At 63.9% G+C, this 19,549-nt stretch carries 22 protein-coding genes; all 22 read left to right on the top strand.

What is annotated here, in order from left to right; all coding sequences use genetic code 11:
- The first annotated feature begins 14 nt into the window (after positions 1 to 14).
- The 22 genes from fabD (at position 15) to ACORLH_RS09730 (ending at position 19,425) form a co-directional block, all read left to right on the top strand.
- Positions 15 to 956, top strand: a complete 942-nt coding sequence (fabD, locus tag ACORLH_RS09625) for an ACP S-malonyltransferase (RefSeq protein WP_058241835.1) — start codon at positions 15 to 17, stop codon at positions 954 to 956.
- Between the two features lie 96 nt (positions 957 to 1,052).
- A complete protein-coding gene (gene fabG, locus ACORLH_RS09630; RefSeq protein ID WP_321832473.1) occupies positions 1,053 to 1,790 on the top strand; it encodes a 3-oxoacyl-[acyl-carrier-protein] reductase in 738 nt (245 codons plus the stop codon).
- 262 nt (positions 1,791 to 2,052) lie between these two features.
- The gene (locus ACORLH_RS09635; RefSeq protein WP_058241837.1) at positions 2,053 to 2,286 is read left to right on the top strand and encodes an acyl carrier protein; all 234 of its coding nucleotides are present in this window, start codon (positions 2,053 to 2,055) and stop codon (positions 2,284 to 2,286) included.
- 396 nt (positions 2,287 to 2,682) lie between these two features.
- Positions 2,683 to 3,942, top strand: coding sequence for a beta-ketoacyl-ACP synthase II (fabF, locus tag ACORLH_RS09640; protein WP_321832474.1), 1,260 nt, complete (start codon positions 2,683 to 2,685; stop codon positions 3,940 to 3,942).
- Between the two features lies 1 nt (position 3,943).
- Positions 3,944 to 5,098 (top strand): endolytic transglycosylase MltG, encoded by a 1,155-nt coding sequence (gene mltG / locus ACORLH_RS09645; protein WP_321832475.1) that lies wholly within the window; start codon positions 3,944 to 3,946, stop codon positions 5,096 to 5,098.
- 338 nt (positions 5,099 to 5,436) lie between these two features.
- The gene (locus ACORLH_RS09650) at positions 5,437 to 5,793 is read left to right on the top strand and encodes a hypothetical protein (RefSeq protein ID WP_058241840.1); all 357 of its coding nucleotides are present in this window, start codon (positions 5,437 to 5,439) and stop codon (positions 5,791 to 5,793) included.
- Entirely contained in the window at positions 5,702 to 7,072 is a 1,371-nt protein-coding gene (locus ACORLH_RS09655) for a DNA-packaging protein (protein WP_321832476.1), read from the top strand. The genes ACORLH_RS09650 and ACORLH_RS09655 overlap by 92 nt, the downstream gene beginning before the upstream one ends.
- An 89-nt stretch (positions 7,073 to 7,161) precedes the next feature.
- On the top strand, positions 7,162 to 8,406 hold the full coding sequence (locus tag ACORLH_RS09660) for a phage portal protein (RefSeq protein ID WP_420719818.1): 1,245 nt from the start codon (positions 7,162 to 7,164) through the stop codon (positions 8,404 to 8,406).
- Positions 8,396 to 8,617 carry a GTA head formation protein, RCAP_rcc01685 family gene (locus ACORLH_RS09665; protein WP_058241842.1) on the top strand — a complete coding sequence of 74 codons (222 nt, stop codon included), beginning with the start codon at positions 8,396 to 8,398 and terminating at the stop codon, positions 8,615 to 8,617. The genes ACORLH_RS09660 and ACORLH_RS09665 overlap by 11 nt, the downstream gene beginning before the upstream one ends.
- Positions 8,618 to 8,623: 6 nt before the next feature.
- Positions 8,624 to 9,184: an HK97 family phage prohead protease gene (locus ACORLH_RS09670; protein WP_420719827.1), complete on the top strand. Its 561-nt coding sequence runs from the start codon at positions 8,624 to 8,626 to the stop codon at positions 9,182 to 9,184.
- 39 nt (positions 9,185 to 9,223) lie between these two features.
- Positions 9,224 to 10,408, top strand: a complete 1,185-nt coding sequence (locus ACORLH_RS09675; RefSeq protein ID WP_321832478.1) for a phage major capsid protein — start codon at positions 9,224 to 9,226, stop codon at positions 10,406 to 10,408.
- 92 nt (positions 10,409 to 10,500) lie between these two features.
- On the top strand, positions 10,501 to 11,112 hold the full coding sequence (locus ACORLH_RS09680) for a head-tail connector protein (protein ID WP_321832479.1): 612 nt from the start codon (positions 10,501 to 10,503) through the stop codon (positions 11,110 to 11,112).
- Positions 11,109 to 11,435: a phage head closure protein gene (locus ACORLH_RS09685; RefSeq protein WP_321832480.1), complete on the top strand. Its 327-nt coding sequence runs from the start codon at positions 11,109 to 11,111 to the stop codon at positions 11,433 to 11,435. Before ACORLH_RS09680 ends, ACORLH_RS09685 begins: the two co-directional genes overlap by 4 nt.
- Positions 11,432 to 11,839: a DUF3168 domain-containing protein gene (locus ACORLH_RS09690; protein WP_321832481.1), complete on the top strand. Its 408-nt coding sequence runs from the start codon at positions 11,432 to 11,434 to the stop codon at positions 11,837 to 11,839. Before ACORLH_RS09685 ends, ACORLH_RS09690 begins: the two co-directional genes overlap by 4 nt.
- A gap of 20 nt (positions 11,840 to 11,859) precedes the next feature.
- Complete coding sequence (locus ACORLH_RS09695) at positions 11,860 to 12,276, top strand: phage major tail protein, TP901-1 family (protein ID WP_321832482.1); 417 nt, start codon at positions 11,860 to 11,862, stop codon at positions 12,274 to 12,276.
- Positions 12,276 to 12,611 carry a gene transfer agent family protein gene (locus tag ACORLH_RS09700; protein WP_321832483.1) on the top strand — a complete coding sequence of 112 codons (336 nt, stop codon included), beginning with the start codon at positions 12,276 to 12,278 and terminating at the stop codon, positions 12,609 to 12,611. The genes ACORLH_RS09695 and ACORLH_RS09700 overlap by 1 nt, the downstream gene beginning before the upstream one ends.
- Positions 12,608 to 12,856 carry a rcc01693 family protein gene (locus ACORLH_RS09705; protein WP_321832484.1) on the top strand — a complete coding sequence of 83 codons (249 nt, stop codon included), beginning with the start codon at positions 12,608 to 12,610 and terminating at the stop codon, positions 12,854 to 12,856. The genes ACORLH_RS09700 and ACORLH_RS09705 overlap by 4 nt, the downstream gene beginning before the upstream one ends.
- 6 nt (positions 12,857 to 12,862) lie before the next feature.
- Positions 12,863 to 13,507: a phage tail tape measure protein gene (locus ACORLH_RS09710; protein WP_321832485.1), complete on the top strand. Its 645-nt coding sequence runs from the start codon at positions 12,863 to 12,865 to the stop codon at positions 13,505 to 13,507.
- A gap of 14 nt (positions 13,508 to 13,521) precedes the next feature.
- A complete protein-coding gene (locus ACORLH_RS09715) occupies positions 13,522 to 14,154 on the top strand; it encodes a DUF2460 domain-containing protein (RefSeq protein WP_321832486.1) in 633 nt (210 codons plus the stop codon).
- Positions 14,154 to 15,038 (top strand): DUF2163 domain-containing protein, encoded by an 885-nt coding sequence (locus ACORLH_RS09720; protein ID WP_321832487.1) that lies wholly within the window; start codon positions 14,154 to 14,156, stop codon positions 15,036 to 15,038. The genes ACORLH_RS09715 and ACORLH_RS09720 overlap by 1 nt, the downstream gene beginning before the upstream one ends.
- 14 nt (positions 15,039 to 15,052) lie before the next feature.
- Positions 15,053 to 15,484 (top strand): NlpC/P60 family protein, encoded by a 432-nt coding sequence (locus ACORLH_RS09725; RefSeq protein ID WP_321832804.1) that lies wholly within the window; start codon positions 15,053 to 15,055, stop codon positions 15,482 to 15,484.
- Positions 15,485 to 15,501: 17 nt separating this feature from the next.
- On the top strand, positions 15,502 to 19,425 hold the full coding sequence (locus ACORLH_RS09730) for a baseplate multidomain protein megatron (protein WP_321832488.1): 3,924 nt from the start codon (positions 15,502 to 15,504) through the stop codon (positions 19,423 to 19,425).
- Positions 19,426 to 19,549: the final 124 nt, after the last annotated feature.

The raw sequence follows: 19,549 nt of genomic DNA on the forward strand, positions 1-19,549 counted from the left end.
TGACGAGGCCTAGAATGACCAAAGCATTTGTTTTCCCCGGCCAGGGGGCTCAGACCATCGGAATGGGCAAAGCCCTGGCCGATGCCTATCCGGCGGCGAAAGCGGTTTTTGATGAGGTGGATGCGGCGCTGGGGGAAAACCTCTCGCAGCTGATCTGGGAGGGCGATCAAGCTGATCTGACCCTGACCCAAAACGCCCAGCCGGCGCTGATGGCGACCTCACTGGCGGCGATGAAGGCGCTGGAGGCCGAGGGCGTGGTGCTGGCGGATCAGGCGGCCTATGTCGCGGGCCATTCGCTGGGCGAATATTCGGCGCTGGCGGCGGCTGGCGCCCTGTCGATTTCGGATGCGGCGCGTTTGCTGCGCACCCGGGGCCAGGCGATGCAACAGGCCGTGCCGGTGGGCGAAGGCGCGATGGCGGCCCTGCTGGGGTTGGATTTCGAGGGCGCCAAAGCCGTCGCGGAAGAGGCTGCCATGGGCGAAGTCTGCCAGGCCGCCAATGACAACGATCCGGGCCAGGTTGTGGTCTCCGGCCATAAGGCCGCTGTGGAACGCGCGGTGGAGCTGGCCAAGGAGAAAGGCGCCAAACGCGCGGTTTTGCTGCCCGTCAGCGCCCCTTTCCATTGTCAATTGATGGAACCCGCCGCCGAGGTGATGGCCAAGGCGCTGGCTGAGGTCGACATCAACCGCCCCGTGGTGCCGGTTGTGGCCAATGTGGTTGCCGAAGCGGTTTCTGACCCGGCCACCATCCGCTCGCTGCTGGTCAATCAGGTTACCGGTTCGGTGCGCTGGCGCGAAAGCGTCGCCTGGATGGCCGGGCAGGGTGTTGATGCGATCTGGGAAGTGGGCGCGGGCAAGGCGCTGTCCGGCATGGTGCGCCGCATCGAACGCTCGATCGCCTGCACTGCGATCGGAACCCCCGAAGATGTACAAAAAGCTGTGGCATCGCTGGCCTGAGGCCGCGACCACAGGACGGAACCGGGCGGGGCGCGCGCTTTTGCAAGCCAAAGGCGCGGCCCGCACCGCCCTTAGTGACAAGAGAGGGACTGTCACATGTTTGATTTGACTGGAAAACGCGCGCTGGTGACCGGCGCATCCGGCGGCATCGGTGGTGCCATCGCCAAGGCGCTGCACGGTGCCGGCGCAACCGTGGGCCTGTCGGGCACCCGGGTGGAACCGCTGGAGGCGCTGGCAGCCGAACTGGGCGACAACGCCCATGTTCTGCCCTGTAACCTCAGCGATGCGGCTGCGGTTGACACGCTGCCCAAAGACGCCATCGCGGCGATGGGTGGTCTGGACATCCTGGTTAACAACGCTGGCATCACCCGCGACCAGATCTTCATGCGCATGTCGGATGAGGAATGGCAGTCGGTGCTGGATGTGAACCTGACCTCCTCGATGCGTCTGTGTCGTGGCGTGATGCGCCCGATGATGAAGGCGCGCTGGGGCCGGATCATCAACATCTCCTCCATCGTGGGCGCCACCGGCAACCCCGGTCAGGTGAACTACGCTGCGGCCAAGGCGGGTATGGTCGGTATGACCAAATCCATCGCCTATGAGGTGGCCAGCCGTGGCATCACCGCCAACGCCGTTGCACCGGGCTTCATCGCCACCGCGATGACCGACAAGTTGAACGATGACCAGAAAGCGGCGATCAACACCAAGATCCCCGCAGGCCGCATGGGCACCCCGGAAGAAATCGCTGCGGCGGTTCTGTACCTGGCCAGCCCTGAGGCGGGTTATGTCACCGGCACAACGGTGCACGTCAATGGCGGCATGGCGATGCTCTGAGCCGCGAGGGTTGCGCTTTGGCAGACAGACCTTAGATGGTGTGCGCGCCGATGCGCTAAATCGTTTGCCTATGCGTCACCATATGCTATAGGCCTCCCAGATTCTTCGGGGGCGGAGCGATCCGGCCCTGAAAATGTTCCAAAGCAAGTGGAACGAAATCTGCCCCGCCACCCTTGAAATGGGCGGTATTGGGCACCAACTTGGACCAGCCTTCGGGCGGGGCGACACATCGGGCATTGGCCCAAAGGAATGAGGACAGAAAATGAGCGATATCGCAGACCGCGTCAAAAAAATCGTTGTTGAGCACCTGGGTGCCGAAGAAGACAAGGTTGTTGAAAACGCCTCCTTCATCGACGATCTGGGCGCAGACAGCCTGGACACCGTTGAGCTGGTAATGGCCTTCGAAGAAGAGTTCGGCATCGAGATCCCGGACGACGCAGCCGAAACCATCCAGACCTTCGGCGACGCGGTTAAATTCATCAGCGAAGCTTCCTAAGCGCTTCCTGAGCTGAGTTTTTCGAAACCCCTGCCTTCGGGCGGGGGTTTTTCTTTGCCTGCTGTTAGTGTCTGCTAAGGCACCGATCGGCGGGGCCTCGCCGGACCAAACCGGACCAAATGCGCGGTTTCCGGGGCAGGGGGCATCACCCCCCGGGCTGGGGGGCAACCAGCCCTTTCTGCCGGGCCCACACACCACGCGACGGCCCCCGGTGTTTCAGCCAAGAACCCCCTGATATTCCTGTCTTTGTGCCGGATGCGCTGCAATCTCCGCAGGGTGTCATTTTTGCATTGGCAAGAATGGGCCAGATCACCGATACTGCCGCGCATGCACTTGCGCCGGGGGCTTATTCCAAGCTATTGAAGGCGCAAACTGCCGAGGCAAAGGAGAGCAGATATGCGCCGAGTTGTTGTGACAGGTCTGGGTCTGGTGACCCCGCTGGCATGTGGTGTGGAAGAAACCTGGACGCGTATTCTGGACGGTCAGTCCGGCGCGGGCAAAATCACCCGTTTTGACGCCAGCCATCTGGGCACCGATTACGCCTGCGAAGTGCCTTATGGCGATGGCACCGATGGCACCTTCAACCCCGATGACTGGATGGCTGCCAAGGAACGCCGCAAAGTGGATGACTTCATCCTCTACGGTATCGCGGCGGCTCAGCAGGCGGTTGAGGATTCCGGCTGGGTAGCCGAAAGCACCCACGCACAGGAACGCACCGGCGTGATGATCGGCTCGGGCATTGGTGGCCTGCAGTCCATCGCGGAAACCACTTTGCTGCTGAAGGAAAAAGGCCCGCGTCGTGTTTCGCCGTTCTTTATTCCCGGCGCGCTGATCAACCTGATCTCGGGTCAGGTTTCGATCAAATACGGCTTCAAAGGCCCCAACCATTCGGTTGTGACCGCCTGTTCCACCGGGGCGCACGCCATTGGTGATGCCAGCCGTCTGATCAAATACGGTGATGCGGATGTGATGATCGCAGGCGGCGCCGAAGCGGCCATCTGTGAAATTGGCATCGCGGGGTTCAACGCCTGTAAAGCGCTGTCGACCAAACGGTCTGATGACCCGCAGGCGGCCAGCCGCCCCTATGACAACGACCGTGATGGTTTTGTCATGGGCGAAGGTGCCGGTGTTGTGGTTCTGGAAGAATACGAACACGCCAAGGCGCGTGGCGCCAAGATCTATGCCGAAGTGCTGGGCTATGGCCTGTCGGGCGACGCCTATCACATCACAGCCCCGTCGGAAGATGGCGAAGGCGGCGAACGCTCGATGCGCGCGGCGATCAAGGACGCCGGTGTGGAGCCTTCGGCGATTGACTACATCAACGCCCACGGCACCTCGACCATGGCGGACACCATCGAACTGGGCGCGGTTGAGCGGCTCTTGGGCGATAAAGCGTCGTCGGCCACCATGTCCTCGACCAAATCGATGACCGGTCACCTCCTGGGGGCTGCTGGCGCGATTGAGGCGATCTTCTCGATCCTGGCGATCCGCGATCAGGTGGCCCCGCCCACCATCAACCTCGACAACCCGGCGGTGGAGCCGAAACTGGACCTCGCGCCGAACAAAAAGGTTGAGCGTGAGATCAAGGTGGCGCTGTCCAACAGCTTCGGCTTTGGTGGCACCAACGCCTCGGTGATGTTCGGGAAAGTCGACTGATATGTGGAAGGCGCTGGCCTCTAACGCACTGACGTTTCTGGTTGTTCTGCTGTTTCTTGCCGGGGGTGTGATCCTCTGGGGGCAGCAGAGCTATCAAAGCGCAGGCCCGCTGGAGGCCCCGATCTGTGTGCGGGTGGCCAGTGGTTCCAACATGTCGCGCGTCTCCAGCCAGCTGGAGCAAGACGGCGCGATTTCCAACGGTTCGCTGTTTCGGATCGGCGCGGATTATTCCGGCAAATCCGATCAGCTGAAGGCCGGGGCCTTCCTGGTGCCCGATGGCGCCTCGATGGAGGAGATCGTTGATATCCTGACCCGCGGCGGCGCCAGCACCTGTGGCACCGAAGTGGTCTATCGGATCGGCGTGACCCGCAGCCAGATTCTGGTGCGTGAGTTGGACCCGGCGACCAGCCGTTTTGTTGAAACCGCCAACTTCAACCCGGCCGCCGAAGACACCCCGGCTGAGTTCACGACCGCAGCCGAACGGGGTGACACCCGCCACCGCATCGCGATGGCCGAAGGTGTGACCTCCTGGCAGGTGGTGGAAAGCCTGAAATCGGTTGGCGTGCTGACCGGTGAGGTGGCCAGCCTGCCCGCCGAAGGGTCGCTGGCGCCTGACAGCTATGAGGTCAATCGTGGCGACACCCGCCAGTCGGTGATCGACCGGATGCAGGACGCACAGGCCAGCATTCTGGCCAGCGCCTGGGCCAACCGCGTTGAAGGTCTGCCGTTAAAGACCCCGGAGGAGGCGCTGATCCTTGCCTCGATCATCGAGAAGGAAACCGGCGTGGCCGAAGAACGCCGCACGGTTGGCTCGGTCTTCATCAACCGCCTGAACCGTGGCATGCGCCTGCAGACAGACCCGACCGTGATCTATGGCATCACCAAAGGGCAGGGCACCTTGGGCCGTGGTCTGCGCCAGTCCGAACTGCGCGGCGAAACCCCGTGGAACACCTATGTGATCGACGCGCTGCCGCCGACCCCCATTGCCAACCCCGGCCGCGCTAGCATTGAGGCAGCGCTGGATCCCGCCAGCACCAGCTTCGTGTTCTTTGTGGCTGATGGCACCGGCGGTCACGCCTTTGCGGAAACCCTGGCGGAACACAATCGCAACGTCGCCAAATGGCGCGCGATTGAGGCAGAGCGCAGCAACAACTAAACCGCTGTTCTGACAATAAAACATTCTAAAAACCCGCCCTTGTGGCGGGTTTTTTTGTTTGCTCCTCCCGGGTTTTTTGCCTTGCGCGAAACCGCGGCCGATAGGCCGCCGCGCATCGCCGGGCCGCCCCCAGGCACGGCGATTTGGCTGAGGCCTGCGCAGGCAACTGAGCGTGCAGCAGCTTGGCAGATATAAAGGGGCCTCCTGCCAGGGTAGATCGCCGCACCGCGGCCCGTCTCTACAACCAGCCCCCACCGCACGCTGCCCTAACGCGATCTTAGCCTGGGCGCGGCAATCTCCTTGCCAACTGGACAGCAGATCCAAAGGGGGCGGGCACGATGAATGTGCACAACAGCGACCAGACCGAGGGGGCCGTTGCGGCGGACCTCCTGGCTGAACAGCTGCTCGAGGTGGGGCAGCTGCTTGGTGAAATGAAACACGACATGAAGGCGATGCAATACCGGGTGCGTCTGGATGATGACGGGGCGGTCAGGGATAACCTGCGCCTGATCAGTGACCTGCGCAACTGGCTGAAGATCGCCTGGGAACTGGAGACGAAATTCCATGAACGAGAGCAAGAGCGCGCCGGACAGTCGGCCACCTATGCCGTCGACTTTGACCGGGCCAGGGATCAGATCCGCTGCCGGTTGGATCGGTTGCGCCGATGTGGCCTTGCAGACGGCCTTTCTCGATGAATTGGGCGAGGAGGAGATCCTCGCGCTGCCTTATCTGTTTGAGTTCTGGGCGATGGAGCATCAGCTGCCGCCCGCTGGCGATTGGCGCGCCTGGGTTATCCTGGGCGGGCGCGGTGCGGGCAAGACCCGGGCCGGGGCGGAATGGGTGCGTGCACAGGTCGAAGGGGCACGGCCCCGCGATCCCGGCCCCTGTCAGCGATTGGCGATTGTGGGCGAAACACTGGATCAGGCGCGCGAAGTCATGGTCTTTGGCGAAAGCGGTATCCTGGCCTGCTCGCCGCCCGATCGGCGGCCGGATTGGATCGCCAGCCGCCGCCTGTTGCGCTGGCCCAATGGGGCTGAGGCGCAGATCTTCTCGGCTCATGATCCCGAAGCCCTGCGCGGTCCGCAGTTTGATGGGGCCTGGGTGGATGAGCTGGCCAAATGGCCGAAGGCGCAGGACACCTGGGACATGCTGCAGTTCGGCCTGCGTCTGGGGCAGGACCCGCGGGTCTGTGTGACCACCACGCCGCGCAATGTCACCGTGCTGAAGGACCTGTTGAAACGCGACAGCACCGTGGTGACCCATGCCGCGACCGAGGCCAACCGCGCCAATCTGGCGCGTGGTTTCCTCGAAGAGGTCGAGGCGCGCTATGCCGGCACCCGGCTGGGGCGTCAGGAACTGGCGGGTGAGCTGCTGGAGGACGCCGAAGGCGCGCTGTGGCGTCAGGCGGGTCTTGAGGCGCTGCGTGTTGCGCAGGTGCCGGATCTGGACCGGATCGTTGTGGCGGTGGACCCGCCTGTCAGCAGCCACGCCGGATCAGACGACTGCGGCATTGTGGTGGTTGGCGCGGTCACCCGCGGGCCGGTGCCCGACTGGCGCGCCTATGTGTTGGAGGATGCCAGTTGCAGCGCCGCCAGCCCCACGGAATGGGCCCGTAAGGCCCTGTCGATGATGGAAAAATGGGGTGCTGACCGGCTGGTGGCTGAGGTCAATCAAGGCGGCGATCTGGTGGAAACCGTGATCCGTCAGCTGAACCCAACCGTGCCCTTTACCAAATGCCACGCCAGCCGCGGCAAGGTGGCCCGCGCAGAACCCGTGGCGGCGCTTTATGAACAGGGCCGGGTGTTTCACGCCCGCGATCTGGGTGCGCTGGAAGATCAGATGTGCGCCATGACCGCTCAGGGTTTCAGCGGCAAAGGCAGCCCCGACCGGGTGGATGCGCTGGTCTGGGCGCTGACCGATCTGATCCTCACCCCAGCACAAAACTGGCGTCGCCCGCAGCTGCGTGCGCTGTAGTGAACAGACGTTAACCATTTTCCGTCACAGTGTTTCGCAACACAAACTGACCCGCCGCCAGATGGCAAAAGCAGGAGAAATCGAACCCAATGGTGTTTTCGCTTTTCAAATCGACCGCCACAATGCCGCAAACAGCACCTGAGACCGCTGTAGCTGCGGTCCCGGCGCAGAAGGCCAGCGCGGCCGGGCGGATGATGGCCCTACAAAGCGCAGGCCGCATCACCTGGAGCCCGCGCGATGCCGCCTCACTGGCGCGCAACGGGTTTGCCGGCAATCCGGTCGGGTTTCGCTGTGTCAAACTGATCGCCGAGGCCGCCGCCTCTCTGCCGCTGCTGCTGCAGGACCGGTTGCAGCGCTATGAGGCCCATCCTCTGCTGGAGCTGCTGCGCCGCCCAAACCCGGTGCAGGGCCGCGCTGAACTGCTGGAGGCGCTCTATGCCCAGATCCTGCTGATGGGCGACGGCTATCTGGAGGCCGTGGGCCATGAGGGTGAGCTTTGTGAGTTGTACGTGCTGCGGTCGGATCGGATGCAGCTGGTGCCGGGCGCTGACGGCTGGCCCAAGGCCTATGATTATGCGGTGAACGGACGCAAACACCGGTTCAACATGCGCGCTGATCTGCCGCCGATCTGTCACATCCGCGCCTTTCATCCGCAGGATGATCACTATGGGTTGTCGCCAATGCAGGCCGCCGCCCAGGCGCTGGACGTGCACAATGCCGCCTCGCGCTGGTCCAAGGCGCTGCTGGACAATGCCGCGCGACCCTCTGGCGCCTTGGTCTATCAGGGCGCGGACGGGCAAGCCGGGCTCAGCGCGGATCAATATGACCGGTTGCAGGCCGAAATGGCGCAGTACCATCAGGGCGCTGGCAATGCGGGCCGGCCGATGCTGCTGGAGGGCGGATTGGACTGGAAACCGATGGGGTTCAGCCCCTCGGACATGGAGTTTCAGAAAACCAAGGACAGCGCGGCGCGCGAAATTGCCCTGGCCTTCGGGGTGCCGCCGATGCTGCTGGGCGTGCCGGGGGATGCCACCTACGCCAACTATCAGGAGGCCAATCGCGCCTTCTACCGGCTGACGGTGCTGCCGCTGGTGCAAAAGGTCTGTGGTCGGCTGGGCGATTTCCTGTCGCACCATGCTTCCGCTTCGTTGGACCTGCGGGTCGACCTGGATCAGGTGCCGGCTTTGGCCGCTGAACGTGACGCACAATGGCAGCGGATCAGCGATGCGGCCTTCCTGTCGATCGCGGAAAAACGTGCCCTCTTGGGGCTGCCCGCCCTCACTGTCGAGGAGCCGGCAGAGGCCCCCGAAAAGGGACCGGGCGATGAGCTATGAACGCCGGTTTGAACCGTTTGAATGTGCGCCCGGCCTCAAGCTGGAGGCCCATGAGAGGATGACGAAACTGCAGTTTGACGGCCAGAACCGCCGCATCGAACGGCTGGAACACCAGATGGAGCGGTTGGAACGTCGCTTGTGGCTGACCGTCTATGGGGTGGTCGCGATGATCCTGGCGCAGGCGCTGCAATCGCTGCTGCACATTGGCTGAGGTATGATGATGTTGGAACGTAAATTTACCCGCTTTAACAATTCACTATCCGTTGAAGGTGAGGTCACGATCAGCGGCTATGCCAGCCTGTTTCACCAGGCTGATCAGGGCGGGGATCGGGTGATGCCCGGCGCTTTTGCCGCCTCCCTCAAGCGGCTGGCGGTTGAGGCGCGCGCGGTCAAGATGCTGTGGCAGCATGATCCGGCCCAGCCCATCGGCCTGTGGGAGGAGATTTATGAGGATGCGCGCGGCCTCTGGGTCAAGGGGCGGCTCTTGCCTGAGGTATCGCGCGCCCGCGAAGCGCAGGCCTTGATTGCTGCCGGGGCCATCGATGGGCTCTCCATCGGGTATCGCACGGAAAAGGCGGCCAAAAACCCCACCGGCGGCCGTGCCCTGCACCAGTTGGACCTTTGGGAGGTGTCGCTGGTGACCTTCCCGATGTTGCCCACCGCGCGGCTGCAGCCCGCAGCGCTGCAGGAAAAGGCGCAGAGTGACGCACGAGACTGGCGCGATCTCACCGCCGCGCTTCGAAACGCAACCGAATTGATCCGCCAACCGGGCGCCTGACGCGCCCCAACCCATCCATCCCTCACGAAAGGAAATGCCATGACCGAGGCAGAGTCTCGGACCGGGGAAGATCTGTCTCCGGCCCAGGAAGTGAAAACCGCAGTTGCGGATTTTATGAGCGCGTTCAACGGCTTTCGGGCCGATGTTCATCACCGCATTGAAAAGCAGGAAGAGCGATTGACCATGATTGACCGGAAATCCAACACCCCCGCCCACATCCCGCAGCGCCCACAACTGAGCGCCGCAGCCACCCCTGAGGTGCCGCATCAGAAGGCCTTCAACGCCTATCTGCGCTCTGGTGAAGATGACGGGCTGCGCGGGCTGGAATTGGAGGGCAAGGCGCTCTCAACCGCGGTGAACGGCGATGGCGGCTACCTGGTGGATCCCGCCACCTCGCAGGCGGTGCAGTCGGTGCTTACCGGCGCGGCCTCAATCCGGGCGATTGCCAATGTTGTTGCGGTGGAAGCCACCTCCTATGACGTTCTGATCGATCAGGGTGAGCTGGGCCACGGCTGGGCGACCGAAGCGGCGGCCACCGAAACCGGCACGCCGACCATCGATCGCATTTCCATCCCGCTGCATGAGTTGTCGGCGCTGCCCAAGGCCAGCCAACGTCTGCTGGACGATGCTGCCTTTGACATTGAGGGCTGGCTGGCCGGTCGTATCGGTGAGAAGTTCGCCCGGGCTGAGGCTGCGGCCTTTGTGAATGGCGACGGCGTCGACAAACCCACCGGTTTCCTGACCCATTCGGCTGTGGCCAATGACAGCTGGGCCTGGGGCAGCTTGGGCTATGTACTCAGCGGCGCCGATGGTGGCTTTAACGGGGCGGATGCGCTGATTGATCTGGTCTATGCGCTTGGCGCGCAGTACCGCGCCGGGGCGGCCTTTGTGATGAATTCAAAAACCGCCGGGGCGGTGCGCAAACTGAAAGATGCCGATGGCCGCTTCCTGTGGTCCGATGGTCTGGCTGCGGGGGAACCTGCGCGCCTGCTGGGCTATCCGGTGGTGATCGCTGAGGATATGCCAGACATCGCCAGCGGCGCCGATGCCATTGCCTTCGGTGACTTTGCTGCCGGCTATACCGTGGCGGAACGCCCGGACCTGCGCATCCTGCGCGATCCCTTCAGCGCCAAGCCGCATGTGCTGTTTTATGCCACCAAACGGGTGGGCGGCGATGTCAGTGACTTTGCCGCGATCAAACTGCTGCGCTTTGCCGCCAGCTGATCCTGAACGCTTGTCGCGCGGTGTGATCGCCGCGCGACGGGCAAGACCGGCCCCAACCCCTCCCAACAGCCAGGCAAGCGACGGAGAGCCCGATGACCCTGACAGAAGTGACCCCTGTTGCCCTCGCGGATCTGCCCGTGCTGGCGTTGAAATCCCATTTGCGGCTTGGCAGCGGCTTTGCCGAGGCGGATCTGCAGGAGGATCTGCTGGCCTCGTTCCTGCGGGCTGCCCTTGCGGCGATTGAGGCCCGGATCAGCAAGGCCATTCTGGCGCGCAGTTTTGAACTGCAGCTGACCCGCTGGGCCACCCCCGTCGCGCAGGCGCTGCCGTTGGCCCCGGTCACAGAGATTGAGTCGGTGACGCTTCTCACTGCGACAGGCACGGCTGAGGTTGTGGATCCATCTCGTTACCAACTGCTGCCCGACAGCCAGCGCCCGGCGCTTTGGCCGGTCAACGGCAGCTTGCCCGCCATTCCCGGCGGTGGCCATGTCCTGGTGCGGCTGACCGCAGGTTTTGGCCCCTGGGACGCGGTGCCGCCGGATCTGGCGCAGGCCGTTTTGATGTTGGCTGCACACTATTACGAATACCGCGAAGACACCGGGCTGAAGGCGGGCTGCATGCCCTTCGGTGTCACCGCATTGATCGAACGTCACCGCCAGATGCGGCTGGGTGGCATCGGCGCCAGTGGCGGGGTGGCGCGATGACTGCCCCGCGTCTGACCCGCCAACTGATGTTGGAAGATCCGCTGCAGGTCAGCGATGGCGCCGGCGGATTTACCGAAACATGGCAAGCGCTTGGCACGCTTTGGGCCGAAGTCGCGATGCGCTCAGGACGTGAGGCCGGGGGCCTGTCACAGGCCCGGCTGAAGATCACCCTGCGCGCGGCACCCGTCGGCTCCTCGATGCGGCCACGGCCTGACCAGCGCCTGCGCGAAGGCGCGCGGCTGTACCGGATCGATGCGGTGCATGAGCGCCCCGGCAGTGGCCGCTATCTGGTCTGCCTTGCCCATGAGGAGGTGGCGACATGACCTATGCGCTGACCGCCCCCCTGCAGGAGGCGATTTATACTCAACTTTCCTCAGATGCGACATTGGCCGCGCTGGTGGATGGCGTTTTTGACGCCCTGCCAGCCGGTGTTTTGCCACAGCGCTATGTGCAGATCGGGCCGGAACAGGCGCGGGCCCGGTCAGACAAGACCGGCGCGGGCGCGCGACATGTGTTTGAGGTTCACGTGGTGGGGCGGGACGCCGGCTTTTTGCCGGTGAAACAGGCAGCGGCGCGGGTCAGTGACCTACTGGTTGACGCGCCGCTGCCACTCACCCGGGGTCACATCGTCAGCCTGCGGTTTTCCCAGGCCAAAGCAACCCGCGATCGCAGCGATGACAGTCGCCGCATCACCCTGCGCTTCACCGCGCAACTCTATGACAGTTAACCAAAAAACGGAGGCGCATCATGGTGGCGCAGAACGGTAAGGATCTGTTGATCAAGGTCGATCTGACCGGCGATGGTCAGTTTGAAACGCTGGCAGGGCTGCGGGCGACGCGGATGTCATTCAACGCCGAAAGTGTCGATGTGACCAGCCTCGACAGCACCGGCGGCTGGCGCGAATTGCTGGCAGGCGCCGGTGTGCGTTCGGCGGCACTCACAGGCGCCGGGATCTTCAAGGATGAGGCGACGGATGAACGGGCGCGCCAAATCTTCTTTGATGCGGAAATGCCCGACTTTCAAGTGGTTATCCCGCATTTCGGCACGGTGACCGGGCCGTTTCAGCTGACCGCGATTGACTATGCCGGCAGCCACGACGGCGAAGCGACCTATGAGATTTCGCTGGCCTCGGCCGGGGCGCTGACCTTCACGGCGGCAAGCTGATGGCGAACCCTTTTGCAGGTGAGGTCACGCTGGTTCTGGACGGGCAACCGCAGCGGTTGAAGCTGACGCTTGGCGCCTTGGCCGAGTTGGAGGCCACCCTGCAGGAGGACAGCCTGATCGCCGTGGTCGAACGGTTTGAGGCCGGTCGGTTTTCCAGCCGTGACGTGCTGGCGCTGCTCCTGGCTGGCTTGCGTGGGGGCGGCTGGCAGGGCGATGCGGCCACTTTGGCGGCGGCGGATATTGCGGGTGGCCCGATGCAGGCCGCCCAGATCGCCGCGCGCCTGCTGCTCTTGGCCTTCACCCCGCCAAACGCCGCCGAGAGGCGTGACGGATGACGCGGGGCACCGGGCAGCAGACACCCAAACAGCGCAGCTTGGATTGGCCGGGGTTGATGCGCGCGGGCCTTGGCCAATTGCGGCTGATGCCCGACCAGTTTTGGGCGCTGACACCGGTCGAACTGGCCTTGATGCTGGGGCATTTCGGATCTGAAAAGCCGATGAATCGCAATCGGTTAAAAGATCTACTTCAATCATATCCCGATGGCGGGTCACCCCGCGCATCGGGACAGCGACAGGAGTGAGCGGCGATGGAGCCGGACGATATTGAAACCCTGAACGGGCAGCTGGATCACCTGATGCAGGACCTGTCGGATTCCGCAGGCATGGCGCATAGTTTCAGCCAGGAGCTGCGGCGCGTGCAGGCCACGTTTCAACAGACCTCGGTTGAAATGGCGGCGCTGGAACGCGGCATGAGCCGTGGGCTGAGGCGGGCCTTTGACTCGGTGGTGTTTGACGGCGCGCGGCTGTCGGATGCGCTGAGCGGGTTGGCACAGTCCATCTCACAGACGGTCTATGCCACTGCGATGAAACCGGTGACCGACCATTTCGGCAGTATGCTGGCGCAGGGGATCGGGGCGATTGTGCCCTTTGCCGATGGCGGGGCTTTTGCGCAGGGGCGTGTGATGCCCTTTGCCAAGGGCGGCGTAGTCAGCGGCCCCACGAGTTTTGCCATGCGCGGTGGGATGGGGCTGATGGGCGAAGCGGGACCAGAGGCGATCATGCCGCTCAGCCGAGGTCCGGATCGCAAGCTGGGGGTGCGCGCTGCGGGGCAAGGCGGTGCCACGGTGGTGATGAATATCTCCACGCCTGATGTTGCCAGCTTCCAACGTTCCCGCAGTCAGATCGCCGCCCAGATGGGCCGCGCACTGGCACAGGGTAATCGGATCAGGTGAAGGGGGGTAAGGGTATGAATTTTCACGAAGAACGGTTTCCCGAAAGCCTTAGTTTCGGCGCAGTTGGCGGGCCAGAGCGGCGCACCGATGTAGTGACGCTGGCCAATGGGTTTGAGGAACGCAACACCCCCTGGGCCCATTCGCGGCGGCGCTATGATGCGGGGCTGGGGTTGCGATCGTTGGATGATGTGGCGGCGCTGATTGCGTTTTTTGAGGCCCGGCAGGGGCAGCTTTACGGGTTCCGCTGGAAGGACTGGGCCGATTTCAAATCGGCGCTGCCCTCGGCCGATCCGCGCCCGACCGATCAGGCGATTGCCATTGCCGATGGCACTGCGGCGACGTTTCAACTGGCCAAAAACTACCGTTCCGGCGCGCAGAGTTATCTGCGCCCGATCACCAAACCGGTGGCGGGCAGCGTCATCCTGGCCGTCGATGGCGTTACCCAATATGAGGGCGCGCAGTTTGATCTGGATGTGACCACCGGCCTGGTCACCCTGCATGAGGCGCCCAATGCAGGCGCGGAGGTCACGGCGGGGTTTGAATTTGACGTCCCGGTGCGCTTTGACAGTGATCAGATCCGTGCCTCGGTTGCGTCATTTCAGGCCGGGGATGTGCCGGATGTCCCTGTGGTGGAGCTGCGGGTCTGATGCGGATTTCTGAGGAATTACAACAGCATCTGGACAGTGGTGTTACCACGCTCTGCCGCTGTTGGCTGGTGGAGCGGCGCGATGGGCAGCGGCTGGGTTTCACCGATCATGATGCCGCTCTGGTCTTTGACGGGATCACCTTTCAGGCCGACAGCGGACTGACGGCTTCGGCGCTGCAACAGGCCACGGGGCTGTCGGTCGACAATGCCGAGGCGCTGGGGGCGCTCTGTTCGGTCAAGGTCAGTGAGGTGGATATTGCCGCCGGTCGCTATGATGGGGCGGGGGTCACCTGCTGGCTGGTCAATTGGGCCGCGCCAGATGAGCGCGCGGTGATGTTTCATGGCGCCTTCGGGGCGTTGGAACGTTCTGCCGGGGCGTTTCGGGCGGAATTGCGCGGGTTGACCGATGCGCTCAATGAACCGATGGGGCGCAGTTTCCAGAAACCCTGCAGCGCGGTGCTGGGGGATCGGACTTGTGGGCTGGATCTGGCCACGCCGGGGCTAAGCTATGACGGCATGGTTGAGACGGTGATCGATGCCTCATCCTTGCGTTTTGCGGTTTTACCGGGGTTTGAGGAGGGCTGGTTCACTCGCGGTGCCCTGCAGATTTTGGACGGTGCGGCGGCTGGGCTGCGCGCGCCGGTGAAACGGGATCAGACCGGACCTGAGGGGCGCCTGATCACCCTGTGGGAACCTTTGCCGATCCTGCCCACGCCGGGTGACACCCTGCGGCTGGTTGCGGGCTGCGACAAGCGGTTTTCGATCTGCCGGTTGAAATTCAACAACGCGCTGAATTTTCAAGGGTTTCCCGACATTCCGGGCGATGATTGGATCACGCTGAATCCCAGTGCCAGCACGGCCCGCAACGGGGGCAGCCGGCGTTGACGGTGCAGGATCACGTGGTGGCTGAAGCGCGGCGCTGGATTGGCACGCCCTATCGGCATCAGGCCGCCTGCCTTGGGGCGGGGGCGGATTGTCTGGGGCTGCTGCGCGGGGTCTGGCGGGCGCTTTATGGCGACGAGCCGGAAGCGCTGCCGCCCTATAGCCGCGACTGGGATGAGCCGCAGGGGCAAGAACAGCTGTGGCAGGCGGCCACGCGGCATTTGACCACCAAAACGCTGGATCAGGCGGCGGTGGGTGACGTGCTGCTGTTTCGCATGCGGCAGGGAGCGGTGGCCAAACACCTGGGTCTGCAATCGGCCATCGGCGCGGCGCCGCGCTTCATCCATGCCTATAGCGGTCACGGGGTGGTGGAAACCGCGCTGAGCCAGCCGTGGCAGCGCCGGATCGTGGCGCGGTTTGGCTGGCCGGAGACCCCGCGCCAGATCTGAGGAATGAGAGGTAAGTCATGGCAACCATTTTGTTTTCTGCGGCAGGCGCTGCAATTGGTGGCAGTCTGGGTGGCACGGTTTTGGGCCTGTCCTCTGTGGTGGTGGGCCGCGCCATCGGCGCCACGTTGGGCCGGGTCATTGACCAGCGTCTGCTGGGCGGCAGTGAGGTGGTCGAAAGCCCGCGCATCGACCGGTTCCGCCTGACAGGTGCGGGCGAAGGGGCCGCCATTCCGCAGGTCTATGGCCGGATGCGTCTGGGTGGATCGGTCATTTGGGCCAGCCAGTTTGAGGAACACAGCAAGACCCATCGCGGCGGCAAAGGCAGCCGGCCCAGCACACGCAGCTACAGCTACTCGGTCAGCCTGGCGATTGCGCTGTGTGAGGGGGAAATTGGTGGCGTGGCGCGGATCTGGGCCGATGGCACCGAAATCTCACCGCAGGATCTGACCTTGCGGATTTATCCGGGCAGCGACAGCCAGCTGCCAGACCCCAAGATGGAGGCGGTGGAGGGCGCGGGCCGGGTGCCGGCCTATCGTGGCACCGCCTATGTGGTGGTGGAGGATCTGGATCTGGCGCCCTATGGCAATCGGGTGCCGCAGTTCAATTTTGAGGTGCTGCGCCCGGATCAGGTCTTCGCTGGTGCGGAGGCGGAGCCTGCCCAAGCTGTTCAGGCCGTCGCGCTGATGCCCGGCAGCGGTGAATATGCCCTGGCGACCCGCCCCGCAGTGATCAAAAGCGGCGTTGATGGCGGGCGTGTGGCGAATGTGAATTCTGTCAGTAATCAGAGTGACTTGCAGACCTCACTGGATCTTTTGGCGCAGGAGTTGCCGGGCGCGCGGGCGACCTCACTCATCGTCAGTTGGTTTGGTAACGACCTGCGTGCGGGCCATTGCCAACTGCGCCCCTTGGCGGAAACCGTGGACGGCGATGCCAAGGGTATGGCCTGGCAGGTGGCAGGTATGGGGCGCGGTGCGGCGGGGCTGGTGCCCTATGCGGACGGGCGTCCGATCTATGGTGGCACGCCCTCGGATGCCTCGGTTCTGCAGGCGATTGCAGCGCTGAAAGAGGCGGGGCAAGCGGTGATGTTCTACCCGTTTATCCTGATGACGCAGACCGCTGGCAACGGGTTGGAAAACCCCTGGGACGGCGCCGCAGATCAGCCGAATCTGCCGTGGCGCGGGCGGATCACCGGCGCATTGGCCCCGGGTCAGCCCAGCAGCCCGGATGGCACCGCGGCGGCGGATGCTGAGGTGGCGGCGTTCTTCGGCACGGTCACGGCGGCGGATTTCACGGTGAGCGGCGGCGCGGTGAGTTATCACGGCCCGGCTGAGTGGTCCTACAGCCGGTTTATCCTGCACAATGCGGCATTGTGCGCGGCGGCGGGCGGCGTGGACAGTTTCTGCATCGGGTCCGAAATGCGCGGGCTGACCCAGCTGCGCGGCGCGGGCGGTGGTTTCCCCTTTGTGGCGGCGCTGAAGGCGCTGGCGGCAGAGGTGCGCAGCCTGTTGGGGCCAGAGGTGAGGCTGGGCTATGCGGCGGATTGGTCTGAATATTTCGGCTATCACCCGCAGGATGGATCAGGGGACGTGTTGTTCCACCTTGATCCCCTGTGGGCGGATGAACAGATCGATTTCATTGGAATCGACAATTACATGCCGCTGTCTGACTGGCGGGAGGACCCTGATCATCTGGATGCGGCGGCGGGGGCGATCTATGACCTTGAGTATCTGCGCAGCAACATTGAGGGCGGCGAGCTGTTTGACTGGTATTACGCCCATGATGCGGCGCGCGCGGCGCAGATCCGCAGCCCGATCAGGGATGGCGCCCATGGTGAACCTTGGGTCTACCGGGTGAAGGATCTGCGCGGCTGGTGGCAGAATGTGCATCATGAACGGATCAATGGCGTGCGTCAGGCCGCGCCCACCGATTGGGTGCCGCAGTCCAAGCCGATCTGGTTCACCGAACTGGGCTGTGCAGCGATCGACAAGGGCACCAACCAGCCGAACAAGTTTCTGGACCCCAAATCCTCGGAATCTGCGATGCCGTATTATTCCAACGGGGCGCGGGATGATCTGATCCAGATGCAATATCTGCGTGCCATGCTGGGCTATTGGGCGGAACCTGCGCATAACCCGATCTCCGTCGAATATGACGCGCCAATGCTGGACATGTCGCGCGCCTTTGTCTGGGCCTGGGACGCCCGGCCTTACCCGGTGTTTCCGCGCGCCTTGGATCTGTGGTCAGACGGGGCGAATTATGCCCAAGGGCATTGGCTGAACGGGCGGGGCGCGGCGCGTTCGCTGGCCTCGGTCGTGCGGGAGATCTGTTTTGCCGCGGGGGTGCGCCGGATTGACACAAGCGCATTGCATGGGCTGGTGCGGGGCTATGTGGTGGATCAGCTGGGGGATGCGCGCGCCGCCCTGCAGCCTTTGATGCTGCGGCATGGGTTTGATGCGGTGGAGCGTGACGGGGTGCTGATGTTCCGCTCGCGCGGGGCGGAGGTGGATGTTGACCTGTCAGAGGATCACCTGGCCCGGTCTGAGGATCTGGAGGGCAGCGTCGAAAAATCCCGCGCGGGCGAAAGTGAGATGGCCGGTCGGGTGCGGCTGCGCTTTGTCGAATCCGGCGCGGACTACGATGTGATTTCCGAAGAAAGCGTGCTGCCGGATGAGGCCGCGCATGGGGTTTCAGCCTCGGAAATGCCGATGGCGCTCAGCCGGGCTGAGGGGCGGCAGGTGGTGGAGCGCTGGCTGTCAGAGGCGCGGGTGGCGCGGGATCGGCTGCGGCTGGCGCTGCCGCCCTCGGCGCTGGGGTTGGGGGCTGGCGATGTGTTGGCCTATCAGGGCGCGCGCTACCGGGTGGAGCGGGTGGAATACGCCCGTGAACAACTGCTGGAGGCGGTGGAGATTGACCAGACCCTCTATCAGCCGCTGCCCATGATTGAGGATGGTGCGCCCGCTGCGCCTTTTGCCGCCCCGGTGCCGGTTCTACCGCTGTTTCTGGATCTGCCTCTGTTGCGCGGGGATGAGGTGGAGCATGCGCCGCATCTGGCGGTTTCGGCCACACCCTGGCCCGGCACCGTGGCCTGCTATCATTCGGGTTTTGATCGTGACTACGCGCTGCTGCAGGAAACCGCCCGCCGCGCCACGCTGGGTCAGTTGAGCGCGCCTTTGGCTAAGGGGCCGGTGGGGCGTTGGGACACTGCGGGCCGGATTGAGGTGGATCTGGCCTATGGCACGCTGGAGAGCCGCGATCCGCAGGAGGTGCTGGCAGGCGCCAATGTGATCGCCCTTGGCGATGGCAGCCCCGAAGGGTGGGAACTGGTGCAATTCACCGAGGCTGAGCTGGTTGGGCCGGGCACTGGTGCGGCATCCGAGGGGCAGGGCGGGCGCTATGTGCTGACCGGGTTGTTGCGTGGCCAACAGGGCACCGAGGGCGCGATGGGGGATCCCTGGCCCCTGGGCACCTACGCGGTGTTACTGGACGGCGCGCCGCAACAACTGCCGCTGGCGGCAAACACCCGTGGGCTGGCGCAGCATTTCCGCATTGGCTCTGCCCGGCGTGGCTATGATGATCCGTCCTATGTGCATGAGATCCATGCGTTTTCCGGCATCGGCCTGCGCCCCTATGCGCCGGTGCATCTGCGCCACCATCAGCTGGCGGATGACAGTCTGAATTTCAATTGGATCCGCCGCAGCCGCATCGGTGCGGACAGCTGGGACGGGCTGGATGTGCCGCTGGGCGAGGAGAGCGAGGCCTATCTGCTGCGCGTTATGGCCGGTGATACCGTATTGCGTGAGGTGCAGCTGACCACACCAGACTGGACCTACACGGCCGCCGATCAGGCCGCAGATGGTGGGGTGTCAGGTCATTTGGTGGAGCTGCGCCAGGTCTCAGCCCGTTACGGCCCCGGCGCCGCGGCGCATCTGTCACTGGGGTGAGCACTGGGGGTGAGGCCAGGGGGGCGAACCGGGGGGTAAAACGTGCGCGGAAACAGATTTCCAACCGTGATGACAGCTTTCACGTCTTTGCGTTTTGCCAAGCCTGCCTATCTGGTATAGTGAG

Source organism: Thalassovita sp. (assembly GCF_963691685.1).
Taxonomy (GTDB): domain Bacteria; phylum Pseudomonadota; class Alphaproteobacteria; order Rhodobacterales; family Rhodobacteraceae; genus Thalassobius.